Annotated in this window: 15 protein-coding genes; 1 reads left to right on the top strand and 14 read right to left on the bottom strand. The window is 45.9% G+C overall.

The features are described from left to right. Positions 1–2: 2 nt before the first annotated feature. Positions 3–1,430 carry a trimethylamine methyltransferase family protein gene (locus tag DCMF_RS26435; protein ID WP_148137211.1) on the bottom strand — a complete coding sequence of 476 codons (1,428 nt, stop codon included), beginning with the start codon at positions 1,428–1,430 and terminating at the stop codon, positions 3–5. Positions 1,431–1,679: 249 nt separating this feature from the next. Between DCMF_RS26435 and DCMF_RS29425 the strand changes: the two genes are divergently transcribed. Then, entirely contained in the window at positions 1,680–1,850 is a 171-nt protein-coding gene (locus tag DCMF_RS29425; protein WP_214658931.1) for a hypothetical protein, read from the top strand. Here the strand turns inward: DCMF_RS29425 and DCMF_RS26430 are convergent. From DCMF_RS26430 to DCMF_RS26370, 13 genes are all read right to left on the bottom strand, one after another. Next, entirely contained in the window at positions 1,840–2,787 is a 948-nt protein-coding gene (locus tag DCMF_RS26430) for an ABC transporter permease (RefSeq protein WP_148137196.1), read from the bottom strand. The genes DCMF_RS29425 and DCMF_RS26430 overlap by 11 nt on opposite strands. Continuing rightward, positions 2,781–4,907 (bottom strand): ABC transporter ATP-binding protein, encoded by a 2,127-nt coding sequence (locus DCMF_RS26425; RefSeq protein WP_148137195.1) that lies wholly within the window; start codon positions 4,905–4,907, stop codon positions 2,781–2,783. Before DCMF_RS26425 ends, DCMF_RS26430 begins: the two co-directional genes overlap by 7 nt. Further along, a complete protein-coding gene (locus tag DCMF_RS26420) occupies positions 4,900–5,787 on the bottom strand; it encodes an ABC transporter permease (protein WP_148137194.1) in 888 nt (295 codons plus the stop codon). The genes DCMF_RS26425 and DCMF_RS26420 overlap by 8 nt, the downstream gene beginning before the upstream one ends. A 140-nt stretch (positions 5,788–5,927) precedes the next feature. Further along, on the bottom strand, positions 5,928–7,505 hold the full coding sequence (locus tag DCMF_RS26415; RefSeq protein WP_148137193.1) for an ABC transporter substrate-binding protein: 1,578 nt from the start codon (positions 7,503–7,505) through the stop codon (positions 5,928–5,930). Positions 7,506–7,859: 354 nt separating this feature from the next. Continuing rightward, the gene (locus DCMF_RS26410) at positions 7,860–8,681 is read right to left on the bottom strand and encodes an acetoacetate decarboxylase family protein (RefSeq protein WP_148137210.1); all 822 of its coding nucleotides are present in this window, start codon (positions 8,679–8,681) and stop codon (positions 7,860–7,862) included. Positions 8,682–8,863: 182 nt separating this feature from the next. Then, complete coding sequence (locus DCMF_RS26405; protein WP_148137209.1) at positions 8,864–9,493, bottom strand: cobalamin B12-binding domain-containing protein; 630 nt, start codon at positions 9,491–9,493, stop codon at positions 8,864–8,866. Positions 9,494–9,615: 122 nt separating this feature from the next. Beyond that, complete coding sequence (hisC, locus tag DCMF_RS26400) at positions 9,616–10,716, bottom strand: histidinol-phosphate transaminase (protein WP_148137208.1); 1,101 nt, start codon at positions 10,714–10,716, stop codon at positions 9,616–9,618. A gap of 89 nt (positions 10,717–10,805) precedes the next feature. After that, the gene (locus DCMF_RS26395) at positions 10,806–12,845 is read right to left on the bottom strand and encodes an acetate--CoA ligase family protein (protein ID WP_214658930.1); all 2,040 of its coding nucleotides are present in this window, start codon (positions 12,843–12,845) and stop codon (positions 10,806–10,808) included. 182 nt (positions 12,846–13,027) lie between these two features. Beyond that, positions 13,028–13,630 carry a 2-oxoacid:acceptor oxidoreductase family protein gene (locus tag DCMF_RS26390; protein WP_214658929.1) on the bottom strand — a complete coding sequence of 201 codons (603 nt, stop codon included), beginning with the start codon at positions 13,628–13,630 and terminating at the stop codon, positions 13,028–13,030. A gap of 1 nt (position 13,631) precedes the next feature. Beyond that, positions 13,632–15,500, bottom strand: a complete 1,869-nt coding sequence (locus DCMF_RS26385) for a thiamine pyrophosphate-dependent enzyme (RefSeq protein WP_148137205.1) — start codon at positions 15,498–15,500, stop codon at positions 13,632–13,634. A gap of 46 nt (positions 15,501–15,546) precedes the next feature. After that, positions 15,547–16,983, bottom strand: coding sequence for a trimethylamine methyltransferase family protein (locus DCMF_RS26380; RefSeq protein ID WP_148137204.1), 1,437 nt, complete (start codon positions 16,981–16,983; stop codon positions 15,547–15,549). Between the two features lie 39 nt (positions 16,984–17,022). Continuing rightward, positions 17,023–18,474 carry a trimethylamine methyltransferase family protein gene (locus DCMF_RS26375; RefSeq protein ID WP_148137203.1) on the bottom strand — a complete coding sequence of 484 codons (1,452 nt, stop codon included), beginning with the start codon at positions 18,472–18,474 and terminating at the stop codon, positions 17,023–17,025. A gap of 29 nt (positions 18,475–18,503) precedes the next feature. After that, positions 18,504–19,946 carry a trimethylamine methyltransferase family protein gene (locus tag DCMF_RS26370; protein ID WP_214658928.1) on the bottom strand — a complete coding sequence of 481 codons (1,443 nt, stop codon included), beginning with the start codon at positions 19,944–19,946 and terminating at the stop codon, positions 18,504–18,506. Positions 19,947–20,258 lie beyond the last annotated feature (312 nt).

The following is a 20,258-nucleotide window of genomic DNA, read 5'->3' as shown; positions in this document are numbered from 1 at the left end:
CTTTAACTACGCCACCTGTTTTCCAATTTCTTTAATTCCTTCAGCTTGTCGTCTCCTAAGACAGGTAGTTCATGGGATTCAATAATTGTTTTCAGTTTATCATTAATCTTATCTTTTAAAGATTTACCGCCACCAAACATACTTCTGTCCAACAGTTCCGGATACCAAAAATCCCTAAAAAACTTAAATGTATGCTCTTCTGTGATGTATTGGCCTCCCGGACCCACTTTAGTAATTAAACCAAGGGCCATTTGTTCTTCATCCATCTTGATCCCTCTGCGCATGGGCCTGACCATATTAATAATTTCATTACATAAAACAATTAAATAGGGTGAAATGATATTGCAGTGGTACATTAAACCTACATCATGGGCTAAATTTGCTTTACTCAAACAAGTCATCATCACCGACATGGTTGCTTCCATTACTGCTTGTTCATCAACCACAAAAGCATCCGTTGTTCCCGCAGTTCCAAAAAAGGGCAACCTGTAGTATTGGGCCATATCCGCAGCTGCAGCTACCATGATATGAAACTCCGGGCTGCCAAAGGTACCGATGGTAGTCCTCATGTCAAAAGGGGCCGGCATAGAACCGTAAATAAAAGGAGTTCCTTCTCGCATCAACTGTGATACAACTAATCCACTTAACACCTCCGCATTACTCTGGATTAAAGCTCCCATCATCGTAACAGGGGCCGTACCTCCCACCAGCAGGTAAGGCATGTAAATCACAGGAATTTTCTTTTCTGCACATGTGATCAGATTGTTTAAGCTACGATTGGTATTTCTTAACGGCGATAGCGGGTCAGATAGATTCATAATAAACGGTTTGTCTGAAAGTTCTTTTTCCCCTCCGGCAATTATTTCCGCAGCTTGAATAATCTCCTTGCATGTATCAAGCCCTTCCGCAGCAGAAAAAACAAGGGGTTTTTTGGTAAAAACAGCAGTACCCGTAAAAGATGTCCGGTCCGCTATGGCAGGATTTTCATCCGCCGCTATTCCTCCACACATGGCAAAATCCATGTTTGGTAAGGCATCAATGACACGGGTCAGCAGCAATCGATCCTGAATTAAAAATTTTCTTGTTTTTCCCGTAAAAGGTTCCATCATCTCGAGATCTTCTGAATTCGACCCAAAGTAAAGATTTGTCCCCCCCACTTCCATCGCGGGATTTCCATCCCGGTCATAGATGACGATTTTTGGCATCGTGCTATTTAGCGCTCTTTCAACCAGATGACAGGGAATTTTCACAATATCCTGGGAAGTAACCTGGGCCCCAAAAGAATAGAGAAGTTCTTTTGCCTGTTTGCTTTCCATTGTTACGCCGCAATTTTCCAAAAGATCTAATGTTGCTTCATGGATGGCTTTTTTCTTTTCATCTGTTAGAAAAGTGGTTTTGATACTGTCACAATAATTATGATTCATGTTCATTCTTAATCCTTCTTTTTGTCTATGAAAAATTAGTATGTACCCTTATTGTATCTTAAGAAGCACCCTTCATACTACTATGCAAAATGCATACCAATATCAAAATGCCGTATATTTCATTCTTTATGCTTGCCTATTTTTCCTTCATGCAAATTTTTTTTGCCTAAACTCGTTGAATTCAGAAGTTGCTTACTTACGCAATTATTTTTTGCATGCTAATTTTTTTTGCTAATCAATGGGAGACATTCGCACATGCATTGGCGAAAGCAGCGCCGGGCACTGATGCCCGGCGCTGATGAAGGAATATGGTTGCAGATCGCCTCGCCATGTCTCTGCCGCATACCCGGCAGCAATCCGGCGCACCGGTGCCATCTACCGGTCAGTGTAACCCCCAGGTTATCTGATTCATCTATTACTTTCTGACGCGAATGCGGGGATTCAAATAGCTATATAGAATATCTGCCCCCAGGTTGGAAAGGGAATAGATCATGACAATAATCATACTGCCGGCTTGAATCAAAGGCAGGTCACGCCGCTGGATGGCGTATACCAGCAACCGCCCCATTCCCGGATAGCCGAATACCGATTCGGTGACAATCAGGCCTCCCAGCAGCCAACCGATTCCCATGGCGACAACCGTAACGGTGGGTAAAAGTGCGTTGCGTAAAACATGCCGGATCAGCACGTGCCCCCGGGATAAGCCTTTGAGATAGGCCGCCCGCACATAGTCGGTCCTGAGTACATCTATCGTCCCGGAACGAGTCATGCGCGCTACATATCCAAGGCTGGTCAGACTGACGGTGATCGCCGGCAGGATCAGGTAATAAAAGGCTTCCCGGAATGTGGACTCCGGATTAATTGACGAATTACCCGGAAACCACCCCAGCCCTATGGCCAAAAAGGTGATCAGCAAGAGACCGGTGACAAACTCGGGCAGTCCCACAAAGGCCATGGATACTCCGGAAATGATTTTATCTAGTAATTTGTTGCGGTGTAAAGCCGCGATGACGCCCAGCAGTATCCCCAGCGGCACATAGATTACGAGCGCCACACCCGCCAACATGGCCGAGTTGTACAGTCTGGCCATGATCATGGGGCGTACCGGCATCCGGCTGGTCAGTGAATTGCCCCAGTCTCCTTGCACGAAGTGGGTGATCCAATTTAAGTACTGGGTATGAAGGGGAAGGTTAAGGCCTAGTTCTTCCCGCAAGTTGTCTAGCGCTGTTTGAGTCGCAAACTGTCCCAGCACTACCTGGGCCACATCCCCCGGCAGCAGCTGGGTTACGGAGAAGATGATCAGGGAAGCCAGGAACATGGTTAGAATTATGAAACCGAGACGGCGTAATATATAGATTAACATCTGCTCACCTCCCCTGGATTATCTGCCTGCCGGATACTTCCCGCACCTTGCAGAATTTTTAATTCATCCAGCGGTATGTGGCAGCAGATGCTGTGGAATTCGTTTACCTCCTGCCAGGATGGCTCTTGCTCTTCGCAGATTTTGCCCAGTTTTCGGGGACAGCGGGTGTGAAAACGGCACCCGGGCGGGATGTTGACCGCGCTGGGTACGCTGCCCAGCAAGCGAATCCGTTCTTGCTGTAAATCGGGATCCGGAATCGGAATGGCGGAAAGCAGCGCCTCCGTATAGGGGTGACAGGGCGGCATAAATACATCTTCCGCCGAACCCACTTCCCAAAGTCGGCCCAGATATACTACCGCGATCCAATCAGATAGATAGCGTACTGCCGCCAAATCATGTGAGATGAATAAATAGGACGTTCCCTTGGACTCCTGCAGTTTTACCAACATGTTCATTAAGGCCGCCTGCACAGATACGTCTAAAGAAGCGATGGGCTCGTCACAAATCATCAGCGTGGGGTCCGACGCAAAAGCCCGGGCGATCGCTACGCGCTGTTTTTCACCACCGCTCAATTCGTGGGGTAACCGGCGCATATAATCCTCAGGAAGGTTAACTGCCCTAAAGAGTTCAAGTAATCGTTCTTGAACTTCTTTTGGGGATAATTTACCTAACAAAATCAGCGGACGGGCCACACTCTCTCCCACGGGGTGTTGGGGATTCAGGGACGCATCCGGGTTCTGGAATACCATTTGAATTTTTTTCAGCTGAGAGGGCAATCTTTTTAGCAGGGCCTTGGGCAGACGCTGCCCTTCCAGCATGATCTCGCCGGAGGTTGCCTCTTCAAGTCCGCTAATACAGCGGGCAAAGGTGGTCTTGCCACAGCCGCTCTCGCCTACGATTCCCATGGTAAAACCGCCCCGTACCCGAATGGATATGTCGTCCACAGCTTTTACATCTGTTGGCCCCCGCCGCCAAAGAGAAGATAATCCTCCTGAAACCGGAAAATACTTCTTCATATTGCGTGCCTCGAGTACCAAAGGACCTTCTTTTCGCTCTGACCCTTCCCTGCTTTGCTGGCCATTCATAAATAGCTCTGGTTTCAGCTGCAGTTCTTCCCACCGGCGGCAGGCCGTGAAATGCTCTGTCCCTGCTTCTACCCTGGGGGGACGGCAGACCTGGCACGCCTCCTCGGCTAAACTGCACCGGGGGGCAAAGATACAGCCGGTGGGCAGTTGATCCGGCCGCGGGATAAAACCGGGGATGGAACTTAAGCTGACGTCACGTTTGCTGGCTTCGATCCGGGGCACACAGCCCAGCAGCCCACGGGTGTAGGGATGGAGTTTGTTTTTAAAGACCTGGCGGATGGTGCCTTCTTCCATTAATTCCCCGGCATACATGACCCCTACCCGGTCACACATCCGGGCTACGACACCCAGGTTATGGGTGATATAGAGGATCGAGGTGTTAAAATCTTTCATGAGTTCGTTGATCAAATCCAAGATGACCGCTTCTGTGGTCACGTCCAGGGCTGTGGTTGGCTCGTCCATGATGATCAGTTGCGGGCTTGTCACCATGGCTGTGGCAATCAATATACGCTGCAGCATGCCGCCGCTTAACTGATGCGCGTAACGCTTCATTACCGACTCCGGGTCGGGCATGCGCACTTTGGTCAGCATGTCCACGGCCTTGTCTCTGGCTTCTGCCTTGGACAGGTGCAGGTGTACGCGGGCAACTTCCGCAATCTGCTCGCCCACGGGCAGAGAGGGATTAACCGCTGCTCCCGGGTCCTGGTGCACCATGGTAATCTTAGCGCCCCAAATCCGCCTCATTTCGGCGGCAGGCAGTTTCATCAGATCCATATCGGATAGCAGCACCGTACCACTGCTGATCCGGCCGTTTGAAGGCAGGTAGCGTACAATACCCCTCGCCAGGGTTGATTTACCCGATCCGGACTCACCAACCAACCCGTAAATTTCTCCGGCATGAATCTTGAGAGAAATATTTCTCACTGTGTCCAGCGGTCCCGCTTTCGTGTCATATGTTACTGTTAAATCCTGTACTTGAAGGACGGCTGTATTTTTAACTTGCATGTCTTTTTCCTGTATTGTTTTATTAATCATCGCTCACCCCACCCGGTAGTAGCATATTACGCAGTCCATCACTCATAAAGCCTACACCCACTACCAACAAGGCAATGGTGCCGGCCGGGAAATACAATACCCAGCGCGCCTGATGAAACCATTGCCGCGCCTCACCCACCATCAATCCCCAGTCAGGACGCGGTGGCTGCACGCCCAACCCTAGAAAACCCAGCGAGGCAACCAAAAAAATAGCATAAGAAAAACGCATCGAGGCTTCCACCGCGAGATACGGCAGTACGTTGGGCAGGATCTCCTTAAACAAAATATAGGCGCTGCTCTCACCTCTGAGCTTGGCCGCTTCAATGAATTGTCTTGTCTTGAGATCTAACACCACGCTGCGTACCACCCGCGCTACCATGGGAATATACAGAAAGCCCACCACCAGGATCACGTTGACCCGGGATGGTCCCAGGGAAAACAGGATCACCATGGCCAAAAGCAAGGCGGGAATAGATAAGATCACATCCATACAGCGCATGACAATTTCATCTATCATCCCCCCCCGATAACCGGAAAAGAGACCCACTAACAAGCCGAGAAAAACCGCTAACACGGTTCCTAACCCTGCTACCATAAATACGTCGCGACTGCCCACCAGGATGCGGCTATAAATGTCACGACCAAATTGATCTGTCCCGAAAAAATGCTTTTCTGAAGGTGGCTGCAGCTTTTCCCCCAGACTTTGCGCGGAAAAACTGTAGGGGGCAATATACGGGCCAATAACGGCCAATAAGAGAAAGAATAAGACAATGGCAATGCCAATGAAGGTTGTGGGATGACGCCGTAACCATTTTCCCACAAGGAATAACTTGGAAGGCTTGGATAACTTCTGTTTTGGGATCGTTTCCATCTGTGCCATTCGCTACCTCCTACAGATATGCCCAAGAAGGAGGTTTGGCGAGTACCGGGTACCCGCCAAAACCTTTTCTTAGGTCCCCTTTACATGATTAACAAAGGGGCATTCTGTTTACACTTGCACGACTGCTTTAAAGCAAGTTCTTACTTCTCAAAATAGACGGTACGCAGATCCAGGGCTGTGCCCACATAAGCGGTAGGCTGGAGTCCTTTCAGTTTAGCACTTGCGGCCCACATGTTGTTTTTGAAGAAGGGTAAAATAATCGGACCGCGGTCCATAAAGATCTGCTGGATTTGATGGTATAAGTCGACACGCTTGGCCGGATCCATTTCTTTGGCCGCCTCTGCGGCCAATTTGTCCAGCTCCGCATCGGACCAGTGGCTTTCGTTCCATTGAGCGCTGCTCACATAGGCCAGGTCCAGATAGGGCTGAGGATATGCTCTGGAGCCCCAATCCGTGATGCCAAAGTCTACATTCAGCCACATGTTGTCGGAACCATAATATACTTCTGAGGGGACCATCTGGATCTCTACATCAACGCCAATCTCAGCCATCTGTTCCTTCCAGATTGTGGCAATCGCAGGTACGGGAGATGCTTCCTGGGTATACAGGGTGATCTTAAGGCCATTGGCGTAGCCGGCATCAGCCAAAAGTTGTTTCGCTTTTGCCACATCCCGCTGAGGCTCGGGCACGTCAAGATAAAACTCACTGTAACTCGGACCAATAGGCGTATCCCGGCCCGTTACGCCCAAACCGCCAATGGCGCCGTCCATGATGGCTTTACGGTCGGTGCCTAACTTAAGGGCCTGGCGCACACGGGCGTCTTTGGCCGGACCCTGATCGCACCGCATATGAATGACATAGGTTAAATTGGACGGACTCTGATAGACCACAACGTCCGGGTTCCCCTCCAGGGTCGGCACAGCCTCGGCAGGCAGATAGAAGAGGTAATCCACCTGGCCGCTCCTGAGCGCTTCGATCTGTGCGGAGGGATCACTCAAAAAGAGAAACTCCATACCGTCCAAATAGGGAAGCGGGTTACCGTCCGCGTCTTTCATCCAATAGTTGGGATTCTTCTTAAAGGTGATGCGGTCTTCAGGAATATAGCTCTCGACCATAAAAGGACCTGTGCCGTTAAAATTCGTTTTAAAATCTTTGTTGTCGGCGTCCACAACTACAGCATGATAGTCAGCCAAATCCTTCAGAAAATCGGGGTTGGGATTCTTCAATGTGAACACCACGGTATAGTCGTCGGTTGCTGAGATATCCACGATGTTTGAGTAGATTTGTACCGTAGCCGCACCCACCTTGGGATCACGCAGACGGTCAAAGGTAAACTTTACATCCTTTGAGGTAAATTCCTTGCCATCATGGAATTTAACGCCCTTGCGCAGGTTGAATGTCCAAACCTTCCCAGTCTCGTCCGCGCCCCATTTCTCTGCCAAACTGCGCGTCAAATCAGGTTGGCTTTTCTCGTCAATAAACACCAAAAAATCATAGATCTGCCGTCCTATGTGTTCGTCAGGAACGGTGGAATAAAAAGCCGGGTCCATGTTGGTGGGTGCAAAATACGCATTCCGCAGAGTACCACCATATTTAGTCTGCTCCGTCTGCTCCGTCTGCCCAGTCTGCTCTTCCGCCGGTTCTTTTGTTCCGCAAGCGGACAACATTAAACCTGCTGCCAAGACAATAACCAACAAAACGCTAAGTCTTTTATACATGTTTACCCTCCTCTTTTTTACTTTCTAAAACGTTTTACCCCTGCACCTTAGCCTCCCCCCTGCATCCCCTCTGGGCATTTATTTTGGCTGAAGTTAAGTAAACTTACATGCCTTATTTAAAGATCTTGATCCTTAGACACCATCTTAAAACAATAACCTGAACACTTTTAATGAATGGGTTCCAAGATTTATAAGCTTTCACTCAATAAGTGAAGAAAATACAAAAGAAGCCTCAAAATCGATAATATATAGATTCCAGACCAAATAAAACCAAGAAAGCTTCTCTCATGAACATTTACCCTAAAAAGCACTGAACCTCAATTCTGGTTGATGAAAACATCGACTTTAATCCTTCTATTCAGTTAACCAATTATGAAGAATTTCCCCGCCCGTGATGGTACAACCGTTCGTATAGTAATAAGCACCAATAACTTCCTTAGGGGCTAATCGAGTAAATTCTTCAATTTCCGACGGGAAAAATTTTATATCGCCTTCGCCCGCCCAAACGTCTTCACCGTTGCGGGAATCCTCCATATGCATCTTCACTAGTTCGCAGACAGACGGAGGGGCATTTTTTACGATACTTGGGAAATATCTAATATTGAATAATGGCAATAAAATCGGACTGGGTAACTCTGCATAGGGTATTTTTTTGGTAATTTTAAGAGTTCCCTCCATGAGACGTTCCCCATGGGCACAAGTCCAACCCCTCATTTTCGATCCTATTCCTAATGGTGCCATTTTAGGGTTTACAGGTCTGGGGTCAGTTTTATATGTCTGTCCAAACTTTTTGTTAAAACCCATAAACATGCCTCTTGCCATGCTGAAATCCTTATCCACCCATGTTTGAATACATGTTTTTCCCTGCTCACCTTTAAACGAAGAGCTAACCCAAATAACCGTCTCTTGATACCAGGTGCGTTCTGGGTTGATAAACATCATGTCTAATTGACTCTCCCACAGAGAGAACCACTTTCCAAATTCAATAAAGACCACATCTGGGTGTTCCCCAGGTTCAAGTGGTTCCGGAAGATAAGACGCAACCACATCGGGATCTGTTTTAAAAAGGATTCCTAAATGCTCGGTACCGAAATGCCATGGCAGGTCTCCCACAACCGCTGCAACACCTTGTGGCGAAGGATAAGCAAACCCTTTTAAATCACTAATCTTGGTCATGTAATTTCACCTCTTCGCTTATCAACTTTTTTGTGGCGCATAAGTCTTTACTTCTGCAAAATCTTATGATACCCCCACTTGTCAAGACAATTATTTTACTGGGGTAAGTTAGTTGTTAAAAACAATAGTCAGCCCCTTTACAAAAACATTAAATGTCAGCAATAATTTTACTTAAAAACCATTTATACCTGAAGCAGTTTTAAGCACAGTTCTACAGCAGAAGCTGCGTCCGGAGCAAATCCGTCAGCACCGATTTCATCAGCAAAGTCTTGGGAAATAGGAGCTCCCCCAACGATACATTTTACTTTTATGCCTTCTTCTTTGATTAATTCAATGGTATCTTTCATGTGCAGCATGGTGGTGGTGAGCAGAGCGGACATGGCAACAATTTCCGGATTATGTTCTTTAATAGCAGCCAGGAATTTTTCCGGAGCGATATCAATCCCTAAGTTAATTACTTTAAAGCCGCCGCTTTCCAACATCATACCAACCAGGTTCTTGCCAATGTCATGGAGGTCGCCTTTAACGGTGCCTAAAAGGATTTTTCCTTTGCTGGGCATATCTTTATCAGCGATTAAAGGCTTAACGATTTCGATTCCGGCTGCCATAGATTTAGCGGACATGAGTACTTCCGGTACGAACATGTCTCCATTTTTGAAACGGGCACCCACAACGTTCATCCCAGCGATTAATCCCAGGTTGATGATTTCAAGGGGGCTGACTCCTGCCTCTACCATTGCTTTAGTCTGTTCTTTTACCTGTGCTTCTTTTCCGGATATCACACTTTGGTTTAATGCTTCAAAATTTGCCATAATTAATTCCTCCCTTAATTTTGTTTACATCTTTTTCTTAATTGTTTTTTGTAATTCTTTCATGTACAGAAACAAATCCGTTTCTGAATAAATCACCAATATTAACGTACCCATGTCCGCTTTCACCCGGCAATTATATTCAGTGCCTCAATTAACTTTTCATTTTGATCAGATGTTCCAATGGTAATCCGGGCAAATTGCGGGTAATTCCAAAGCCCGCCCGGACGAATAATGATCCCTTGCTCTAGCAGTTTCTCAAAGACAAACTGTCCGTCCATGCCCAGATCAACAAAAATGAAATTCGTATGTGACGGACAATATGCCATTTTCATTTTGGAAAACTGCTGATATAAAAATTCCTTCCCTTTTTCATTCTCCGTTAATACTCTGTTTAAAAACGCATGATCATCAAAAGCTGCCAAAGCACCAGATTGGGCAAGCCTATTTACCGGAAAAGGTTCCACAACCTTGCGCAGCATACTGATCAGGTGTTTCGGGCCTACGGCATATCCCACACGCAATCCCGCAAGACCAAATAGTTTAGAAAATGTGCGCACCATGATGACATTTCTTTGATCCTGGATATATTTTATGGTTTGAGGATAAATATTCGGATGGACAAATTCCGCATAAGCCTCATCAAAAACCACGATACATTCTTGGGGAACCGAGTTCATAAAATCTTCTACTTCTTCTCTGGTAACGATCGTGCCGGTGGGATTATTCGGGTTACATACGAACACCAGCTTTGTCTTGCTTGTTATTTTTTTCGCCACAGCCGGTAAATCATAGGTAAAGTTTTTCAAAGGAACCTTGACTGGAATTCCTCCCATGATCCGAGTCCGCGTATCATAGGCGGCAAATGTAGGGTCTCCCATGACGATCTCATCGCCTTCATTAACTGTGGCCTGGGCGATCAGACCTAAGATATTATCCGCTCCATTAGCCAAAGTGACCATGTCCTCATGGATGCCAAAATTTCCGGCTATTTTTTGGCGCAGCATTAAACTGCTGCTTTCCGGGTATAAATTAACGTCGTTAATTGCTTTTGTCATAGCCTCAATAGCCTTTGGTGAAGGACCAAAAGGGTTTTCATTGGAAGCCATTTTGATAATCTCGTCAAGCCCGTACTCTCTTTGGACCTCTTCTATTGGCTTTCCAGGTGTATATTCGTTTAAGTCATTTATTCCGTTCCTGGCCAATCTTATGGTTTTATCTTTCATATTTCTCACCCTTTTTTGATCTCAATTTTTTATCTAAATTTGACATCTTTCAAAATCACCTGTCCATAAAAATGATCATTAGGGTAACGCTACTCTTTGTTACCTCTAACCATACGCACATCGCCTACAATCACACCCGTCGGGAAAGCAAATACAGGATTCAGGTCAGCTTCCGCTAGATCCGGATATAGGAAGGGCAACCGGGAAAAATTAACAATTGTCTCTGCCAGAGCCTCCAGATCGGCTGGCTTCTCTCCCCTGATCCCTTTAAGAATAGGATAGGTACGGATACTCCTGATCATTTCCTCAGCTCCCGGTCTGTCCACGGGAGCAACCCTGAGAACAATATCCCTCAGTACCTCAGTATAGATACCGCCCAATCCGAAGGCCACTACCGGGCCAAACTGGGCATCGCGCGTAAGACCAAGGATCACTTCCCTGCCGCCTCTTAGCATAGGATATAGGACAACGCCGCGGAAATCATATCCTTCACTATTCCTGGCAATTCGATCGAAAGCCGCTAAAACCTCCTCTCCATTTTTAATATTTAGCTCCACGCCGCCAAAGTCGGATTTATGAAGGATTTGAGGCGATACCACTTTCATCACGATCGGATAACCTAATTCAAGAGCAGCAGCCGCTACTTCACTTTTGTCGGTTACAAAACGATACTCAGGCACCTTAATATTGTTTTCCTCTAATACTTTCATGGCATCCGGTTCTAATAGAGGTCCCCTTTCAAACAACAGCCCCTTTGATTTTTCCGGCATGACACTTTTTTTGTTCGGAACCTTTGACTTGTACTCTTCATATTCGGCCATCCGGGCCATGGTCCTAATGGCACGTTCACAAGAAGGGAAATTAGGCAGATGATGATCGCGCAGATATTTTATGCTTTCTGCCGCATGCAGGCCGGTTTCCATGGCGGAAAAAACGGGCTTGTTATTTCCCTTAAATGCAGCTAAAATTCCTTCCGCAATAGGCATCGTCGGTAAATAGGGCGGACCAAAAAATATGGGTAAAACAGCATCAAATTCTTTTAAACAGGCTTCAATTACACGGCGGTAATTATCACCTGTACCCTCTACCGTCATATCAATGGGATTTTTAAATCCTGCATGAGCCGGCAAAAAGTCCCGCAGTTCAGCCACTAATTCAGCACTCGATTCACTGACATTCAGCTTTAATTCTTCCGCTTTGTCTGCCGTCATCACGCCGGGTCCCCCGGAGTTTGTAACAATGGCGACTTTTCTACCCAATACGCGGGGTAGATAAGAAAACCCTTTACACAAGTCAATCAGATCATCCAAAGACTCCACACGAATTGCGCCACAGGTCTTTAATGCCGCATCGTAAACAGCATCCGCACCAGCCATAGAACCCGTGTGGGAAAGCGCTGCCCGCTGACCTGTACTGGTTCGTCCGGATTTAATCACAACCACAGGCTTGACAGCCGTTACTTCTTTCAAAGCTGCCATAAATTCGCGACCGTCTTCAATATTTTCAATATAAAGGGCGATCACTTTCGTTTCCTCATCATCTTTCAAATAGCGCAGGAACTCAATTTGATTTAAATCTGCTCCATTCCCATAACTGACAAATTTTGAAATACCCAGACCATGACTTTGCGCCCATTCCATTACGGCCCCACCCACGGCACCGCTTTGAGAAATAACCGCGGTATGGCCTTGGGGCGGATAAGCCTGTAAAGTTGGGGCCAAATTACTGTAAGTGTTAATCATTCCGGCACAATTTGGTCCGATAAAACGAATACCATAACGGCTCGCCACTTCTTTTACCTCGGCTTCACCTTTTGCATTACCGGCTTCACTAAAACCAGAACTGATAATTACTGCTGCCTGAACACCTTTTTCCCCACAATCCGTCATAATTTCTTTCACTGTAGCAGCAGGGGAAGCAATCACAGCTAAATCAATATCTTCAGAAATCTGATTTATTTTTGCATAGCCAGGAACATGATTTAGCCCCAATCCCTTGGGGTTAACAGCAAAAACTTTGGGAAATCCCCATTGCACCAGATGATTGATTAAAATATTTCCCAATTTGCCCGGGGATACTGAGCCATATACCGCCACCGCCCGGGGGTAAAACAGCGCCCGAAAACTCATGTGCATTTCCTCCCTATAACTTCGCTGGGATGTCCCCCACCTCTAAGCTTTAGCGTAGGTGGGGGTTCCGATTTGCGAACAAGCGGTGGGCATATCCCCCGCTTCGTTGAAACGCGCAGAGGTAAGAAAAAATTTCTACAAACGAAATTTTTTCTACCGTTGCGTTATAACAAACCCAATGATTAGGATTGAGCTGCTTTATAGCCGCATTCAAACGCAAATAGATTTTCTTCCGCACCTTTGGGCCATGTCTCTTTAATCCCTCGGGCAATATCTTCCACACTCAAAATATCCTTTAACCCGGAACGGGCCATAGCGGCGCCTAATACAAACAGGTTCTCGCGTACTTTTAAGCCATTGTATTCAGGTAATAATTCCGGATCCAAAATAAGAACATTAGCACCTGTAGCCTCTAGTTCCCCTTTTACTTCGTCCAAAGAAGGATAATCAGCCTTTCCCAACATGACGGCTGTGGGCGCCCAAACCAAACCATACAGCACAAAATCCCCCTTCGGCTTCATAAAACGGACAGCCTTTAACGCTTCGGAACGTTCCATGGCAATGACCAGATCTGCCCCCTTAGGAGGAATGTTGGGGCCCACTTCCGGGCAACCGATACGTATTTGACCTTGCACAAAACCGCCCCGTTGGCTCATTCCTTTCGTGGGATAAAAGTTAACATCATAGCCTTTTTTTATCGCTACGTCGGATATTAGGTCGCCAATGGTCAAAACCCCTTGTCCACCCAGACCTACAATATAGATATTGTAAGATTTATTTGCCATCTTAGATAACCTCCCTGACAATAGCAGATTTATTACAGGTTTGGGCACAAAGTCCGCATCCATTGCACTGTTTAGGATCAATGATAATACCATTTTCACCTAGTGTAATAGCAGGACAACCGGTCGTATTAATGCACGATTTACATGAATTGCATTTATCGTAATCTACAGTAATCAGGGCATATTTTACCTTTCTCCGATTCGCCTGGATCGCACATTCACGCCGGGCCACGATCACCTTTAAACCCGGCAAAGCTAGTGCCTGATCCAAAGCAGCGGTGGTTTCCGCCAAATTATAGGGATCTACTACGAAAAGATTATCTACTCCCATCCCTTTCACAACATTCACCAGATCTACATTTTTGCAGCCTTCTACCTGAAACTCATGGGCAGTGTTTGGATTAACCTGCATCCCTGTCATAGCCGTCCAGCCATTATCCATAATGATAGCGGTCATGTTCATATTATGCTGAATCGCATTGATGAGGCCAGGCATGCCCCCATGGAAGAAAGTAGAATCACCAATTGTCGCGATCACCGGCTTATCGACACCGGCATATACAAAACCATGTGCGCAGGGAATGCTTGCCCCCATGGAAATTTCCATCCAAACAGTATTAAAAGGAGGGTTCATACCCAGAATCGTGCACCCAATGTCGCCGGTGACAATGACCTCTTCTTTTTTATACTTGGCATTTTTTACCGCTTTATTGATTGCCATATAGGTGCCCCGGTGGGGACAACCGGCACAGCATGTGATCGGCCTTGCCGTACATTTTGCTGCCGCTTCTTTACCATATTCTATAGCTTCAGCCGGCAACTCTACATTGCAGGCTTTGCACAGGGCTTTGGCGGCGTGAATGGCACTGAAGGAACCGACACGGCTTAATGTTTTATCCAGTTTGCCGATTATTTTGGTATTTACGCCAATTGTATGTGCCTGGACATATGCTTCTCTTTCTATATATGGATCATTTTCCTCCACCACAACGACAATTGCACAATGTCGTAACAAGTCTTGGATTTCTTTTACAGGATAAGGGACACTGGCAGAAACACGCAAAGTAGATAAGTTATCAATCTTGCAACCGTATTCCGCCGCTATATCTAATGCCTCATCAATGTAGCCGTTGCAAACTCCGGTGGTAATCAAACCGATACCGCCTTTTGCACCTGCTAATGCTAATTTGTTTATACCCTTCTTCTCAAGAATAGCTGCAGCTTTTTGCAGGCCGTCGATTAACTCACGGTGCTGATTCATACACATAACTGCACCGGCTTTGGCATACTTATTGATATCTTTTTTTACTACCGGTGCGTCTAAATTAGGCATTACTCTTTCTTCTATGTCAACTGAACTATGGGATTGGGCGACATTCGTCACGGAACGTACAAACACCGGATATTGGATTTCCTCAGATAATTCAAAAGCATACTTGATAAAGTCATAGGATTCCTGTACCGACTTTGGATCCAGCATCACCATATCGCTCATTAATGCAAAACCCCGGGTATCCTGCTCACACATACCAGTCGTCACACCGGGATCATCACAAACATAGATCACCATGCCGCCAATGCATCCAGAAAAGGCGATCCCAATCAAGGAGTCATAAGCTACATTTAAACCGGACATCTTCATTGTGCATAGGCTGCGTTTGCCGGCCCATGCTGCTGTAGCCGCTATTTCAACAGCCACCTTTTCGTTGGTACTCCACTCAATCTTTGTTCCTTCAATTTTACCCATTTTCATCAAACTGCCGATTACCTCAGAAGAAGGCGTACCCGGGTACCCCGTGATCACATTCACTCCTGATCGTAGAGCAGCATATGCTACTGCTTCATTACCACTCACAATCTTCTTCGTCATTTAAACACCTCCTGATTATGATCTAAGTATTCTTCCCGACTGTTCACTACCTGGAACAATCATTCCCGATCGTGTTCATTAAGCACGATGGAAGAGATCCATAATGCTGCTTCCAATAATTTATGGCAGGCTTTGCTTTTTCTAGCCCATCTTGCGAGATCTCATACTCATTTAATCTTTTCTGCCATATTTCATGAGCCCGGTCCAAGACAGTTGTCTCATCGAGGTGCCAGGTTTCATAGGAGAGTCTGTTACTCACCAATGGAATACTAAGTTCCTCTTTAAATTTTGAAAAAGTATGCTCACAGCTAAGGAAATGTCCCCCAGGTCCCTGTTGGTCAATGACATCCAATGCAAAGGAATCAGAGTTTAGATCAATGCCGCGAGAAAATCTCTTTACTAAGTAGTAAATTTCCTCATCAATGATGAATTTTTCATAAGACGCTGTCATTAAACATTCCAGCAAACCCGCAGAATGAACAATTAAGTCACTGTCGTAGGAAAAGGCAGTAAACAACCCTAACATTGACTCATAACCCGCTTGAACATCAACAGCCATGGCATCGGATAACGTGCCACCCGCCCGGCAGGGCAAATGATAGTATTTGGCCATTTGAGAAGCCACATTGGTTAGAAGGCTGGTCTCCGCAGCCCCTACCGCAGTTCTCATAGTTTTCATATCTCCGGCCATGGCAATATTGCCATATATTACCGGGGAACAAGGGCTGAGGAGTTGTGTAAGTGCGATGGCCGCTAAAACCTCTGCATTATTCACTGCCAATGTTCCGGCCAGGGTAACCGGCGCGGTCAGGCCGGTTACTCCACAGGTTCCCAATATAATGGGCTGTTTCTCTTCCAAATACGCTAAAATTACGTCAACTACATCATTGTCGAAATATAACGGGGCTCTTATACAAGGCATACCGATCACATAATAATTGTTCTCGCCCTGAAAAACCTGCTTCGTCATGGTTAGGCTTTCTTTGGCAAACGAACCGTTGACACTAAGCCCCAAAAGGGGTTTATCAGATAGGGTTAAATGGCACAACGCCATAAAAGCAGCATGCGTCTCTTGCGGGATATCATGTGGCTCAACAATAGGCCCTCCAACCACTTGGAACATATCAGAATCCTGAGAAAGCTTGACAAAATTCACATAATCCTCAGATGTAGATTTTCTACGTCCTTTTTTTAAATCGTCAACGTACACGGCACCATTAAAATTGACACAGTATTTATTTCCCCCGCCCAGACAAATCTCTTTTTGCCGGTCCTTGCCGGCCACGGTGATCTTTTGCGGGCAGTTTCTTAGAGCCTCCCCAACAATATTAGGAGACAAAAACACTCTAGTTCCTTCAACCTTTGCTCCCGCTTTTTTAAAAACCTCAAGTACGCTGCTATTTTCGAATATAACCCCGGTACGTTCAAGAATATGAAGCGAGGCTTCATGAATTCTTTCTAACTCATCCCGGTTTATTCTCATACAAAATCCCCCGTCATTGGCATCCGCCTTGTTTCTGTACTAATAACTGTCGTTAACTCTTTTTGATGTTATTTCTTTCACGCGGTCAATTACATCTGCCGGTAACTGAGCAGGGCAATGGTTTTTTAGAATATCCCTAATCTTCCGGTTCGCTCGCTCCTTAAATGTAGTGGCTCCTGTTTCTTTCCACTTATCATAGGCATAACGGTTTAGCAGTTCCGGGAAGTACATATGTTTTTTAAAATTATTGAATGTATGTTCTTCTGCAAAAAAATTACCCCCGGGCTGTACTTTTTCTATCACATCAAGGGCTAAGGTCTCGGGTGTGATTTCAATGCCTTTAACAAAATATTTTGCCATCCCAACTGCCTCATTGCATAAAGCTAACATTTCCAGAGATGAGGTCATACCGGCTTCAATATACCCCAAATCATGAATCAGATTACCCCCTGCTAAACTCGTACTCAGAATATTAAAGCCTGCTTCCATTCCTGCTTGTTGATCAAACTCTACGGCATCAGTACATCCCCCGGTCGTAAATACAGGCAAATGATAAAATTGGGCAGCCATCGTCACTAATGCCGCGCAATTCTGGTGCTCTTCCGGGCCGCCATAGGAACAAACCTGGGTGATCATATCCATGGGAGGTATGCCTCCTCCGTAAATATACGGGGCACCTTCCCCTTTCAGTTGATGCATCACCAGACCAGCTAGCAGCTCACTATTGGCAACTACGATCGCTCCCGCCGGGGTAACGGGTCCGGTCGCCCCCAACATCACTGCCGGAACATTAATGATCGGCAATCTTTTTTCCGCTAAGTATAACAGCTTCTGGACAGCTTCCGTGCTGTACTGTAATGGCGAGGAAGGTTCGTTATATAAAGCCATAAAAGGATTAGCCACCAAATCTTCCGGACTTCCGGCCACAATCTCTGCCATTTTTACGATATCCACCGTATCTCTGTAGCCTTCGGCAGTATAGACAATCGGTTTGCTGGTATTAAGGAGCATCGCCTCAAATTGATGGACATAAGAATTCAATCTTGACACATCGGAGGCTAGTGCCATTGACATCACAAAATCAATATTTTCTAAACAGTCGCAAACCCTGCTAAAATTAACCACATCTTGTTTCGTTGCCAAGCGACGTTTACCGCTGAAAGGATCTATGGTATATGGCGTATCCGAACCGGTACCATAATAACTACGCCCTTTTTCTAACAGCATCGCCCTGGACCCATCACGATTACCCATGGGCACCCGGCAAGGAGCAGTAGCCAAGGCTCTTTGCACCATCCATGACGGAATCCGCACCCGATATCCATCAACTTTTGCCCCGCCTTGCTTTAATAGTTCCAAAGCTTCCTGGTCAAAAACATTAACCCCAGTGCGGTCGAGTACTTCCAGTGTGGTAAAATGAATTGTCTCACACTGGTCCTGGCTCAGAATATTCAGACCTAAACTTGTTTGAACCTGCATGTTTACTCTCACTAGACATTTTCCCCCTTGTTTTCTTATACTTAGTTATGTGACCTTTTCATAGCAATCTCTTTTACTTGATTCACAATAGGTTTGGGTAATTCCGGAACGATGTGATTTTCTAAAATATTTCTCACTTTTTTATTGGCTCTTGTGGCAAAAGTAGTGCTGCCAGCTTCCCTCCATTTATCATAAGCATGTCTGTTCATTAGTTCCGGGAAAAATAGGTGTTTTTTAAAATTATGAAAGGTGTGCTCCTCAGCGAAAAAATTACCCCCTGGTCCGACCTTCTCAATCACATCAAGCGCTAATGTTTCCGGGGTAATCTCAATCCCTTTTAAGAAATGTTTCACCATACCTACCGTTTCGTCACATAAAGCCATCATTTCCATTGAGGTACTTGCACCCGCTCCCATATAACCCAAGTCATGAATCAAGTTGCTGCCGGCAAGACCATGTGCTAATAAACTAAACCCGGCTTCAAGCCCTGCTTGCTGGTCAAACACATGAGCATCCGAACAACCCGAAGTGGTAAATACAGGTAATTGATAATACCGAGCCATACTGGTTAAAGCAGCCGCATTTAGATGCTCTTCAGGTGCACCATAGGAACAGACTAACGTCTTCATATCCATAGGGGGTACACCGCCGCCGTAGATAAAGGGCGCCCCTTTCCTTTTCAGCTGATGAATGACTAACCCCGACAGAATTTCGCAATTGGCTATGACCAGGGAACCGGCTGCACTTACGACGCCGGTCGCTCCCATCATCACTGTGGGTCCGCAAATTACGGGCAACCTCTTTTCCGCACAAAACAGGAGTTTTTCTACGGTATCCTGAAAAAATTGTAAAGGTGCGGAAGGCTCGGCATATAAAATAATAAATGGACTGCCTGCCAGTGCTTCCTGACCCCCGGCGATTATCTCCGCCATCTGGGTGATGCTCCCTAAATCTCCTACATTATCTGCACAAAAAAGAATAGGTTTTGTCGTATTCAGAACCATTGCTTCAAATTCATGGACAAAAGCATCATTTACAGAAGCATCCGATGCCAGAGACATCGCCATGATAAAATCAATATTTTTTAAAGCATCGGCAATCTTCGCAGCATTTGCTACATCCTGCTTGACTGTGGGACGGCATCGTCCGTCGTAAATATCAATAATGTATTGGGTAGCGGAACCAGTTCCGTAATAGATCTCCCCTTTATCCAAAAGCATTGCTTTGGCCCCGTTCCTGTTCGAAATCAAAATCGAGGATGGTGCGGAAGCCAAAGATTCCTTAACCATCCAGCCTGGTATGCGCGCCCTGTTGCCATCAACAAAAGCCCCTCTTTGTTTAAGCAGGCTCAAGGCTTCTTTTTCAAAGACATTAACGCCCACCCGGTCCAGTACTTCCAATGTTGCTAAATGTATCTCCTCAGCCTGATCCGTAGTAAATGTGTTAATCCCTAAACTACCCTGTGATTTCATATTAGCTCTCAATACAAGTTCCCTCTTTTCCCTGAGTTATTAGCCTTTAAAAGTAAACCCGGAAAAAATGTCCTTTTGCAGCTTCGTCATGATCATGGACTTTCCGAAAGTTTACTTACGTGCTCCGAAAAAAATATGTCTTTGTAACCTTGCCTAATTTTTTTACACCCAAGACCTTCGCACATAACACACGATCACTTCTAGATCATCTTAACTGTAGCTTGCTTAGGTGCAAAAATGGCTCATGCAAACAGGTCCGGGCTTGCCGGCAAATTTATGGTCAAACAGATGAAAACCGCTGTCATAGTAAAAATAATTACATTC

Source organism: Candidatus Formimonas warabiya (assembly GCF_002777255.1).
Taxonomy (GTDB): domain Bacteria; phylum Bacillota; class Dehalobacteriia; order Dehalobacteriales; family Dehalobacteriaceae; genus Formimonas; species Formimonas warabiya.
Note: the sequence above shows the minus strand (reverse complement) of the source record. Positions and strands in the feature narration are given on the sequence as shown.

Bases quoted from the DNA above. Each gene is read 5' to 3' on its own strand.
- DCMF_RS26405 (WP_148137209.1), bottom strand. From the start codon at position 9,493: ATGGCAAATTTTGAAGCATTAAACCAAAGTGTGATATCCGGAAAAGAA.
- DCMF_RS26420 (WP_148137194.1), bottom strand. From the start codon at position 5,787: ATGGCACAGATGGAAACGATCCCAAAACAGAAGTTATCCAAGCCTTCC.
- DCMF_RS26380 (WP_148137204.1), bottom strand. From the start codon at position 16,983: ATGAGAATAAACCGGGATGAGTTAGAAAGAATTCATGAAGCCTCGCTT.
- DCMF_RS26430 (WP_148137196.1), bottom strand. From the start codon at position 2,787: ATGTTAATCTATATATTACGCCGTCTCGGTTTCATAATTCTAACCATG.
- DCMF_RS26435 (WP_148137211.1), bottom strand. From the start codon at position 1,430: ATGAACATGAATCATAATTATTGTGACAGTATCAAAACCACTTTTCTA.
- DCMF_RS26415 (WP_148137193.1), bottom strand. From the start codon at position 7,505: ATGTATAAAAGACTTAGCGTTTTGTTGGTTATTGTCTTGGCAGCAGGT.
- DCMF_RS26395 (WP_214658930.1), bottom strand. From the start codon at position 12,845: ATGAGTTTTCGGGCGCTGTTTTACCCCCGGGCGGTGGCGGTATATGGC.
- DCMF_RS29425 (WP_214658931.1), top strand. From the start codon at position 1,680: ATGCATTGGCGAAAGCAGCGCCGGGCACTGATGCCCGGCGCTGATGAA.
- DCMF_RS26390 (WP_214658929.1), bottom strand. From the start codon at position 13,630: ATGGCAAATAAATCTTACAATATCTATATTGTAGGTCTGGGTGGACAA.
- DCMF_RS26410 (WP_148137210.1), bottom strand. From the start codon at position 8,681: ATGACCAAGATTAGTGATTTAAAAGGGTTTGCTTATCCTTCGCCACAA.
- DCMF_RS26425 (WP_148137195.1), bottom strand. From the start codon at position 4,907: ATGATTAATAAAACAATACAGGAAAAAGACATGCAAGTTAAAAATACA.
- hisC (WP_148137208.1), bottom strand. From the start codon at position 10,716: ATGAAAGATAAAACCATAAGATTGGCCAGGAACGGAATAAATGACTTA.
- DCMF_RS26385 (WP_148137205.1), bottom strand. From the start codon at position 15,500: ATGACGAAGAAGATTGTGAGTGGTAATGAAGCAGTAGCATATGCTGCT.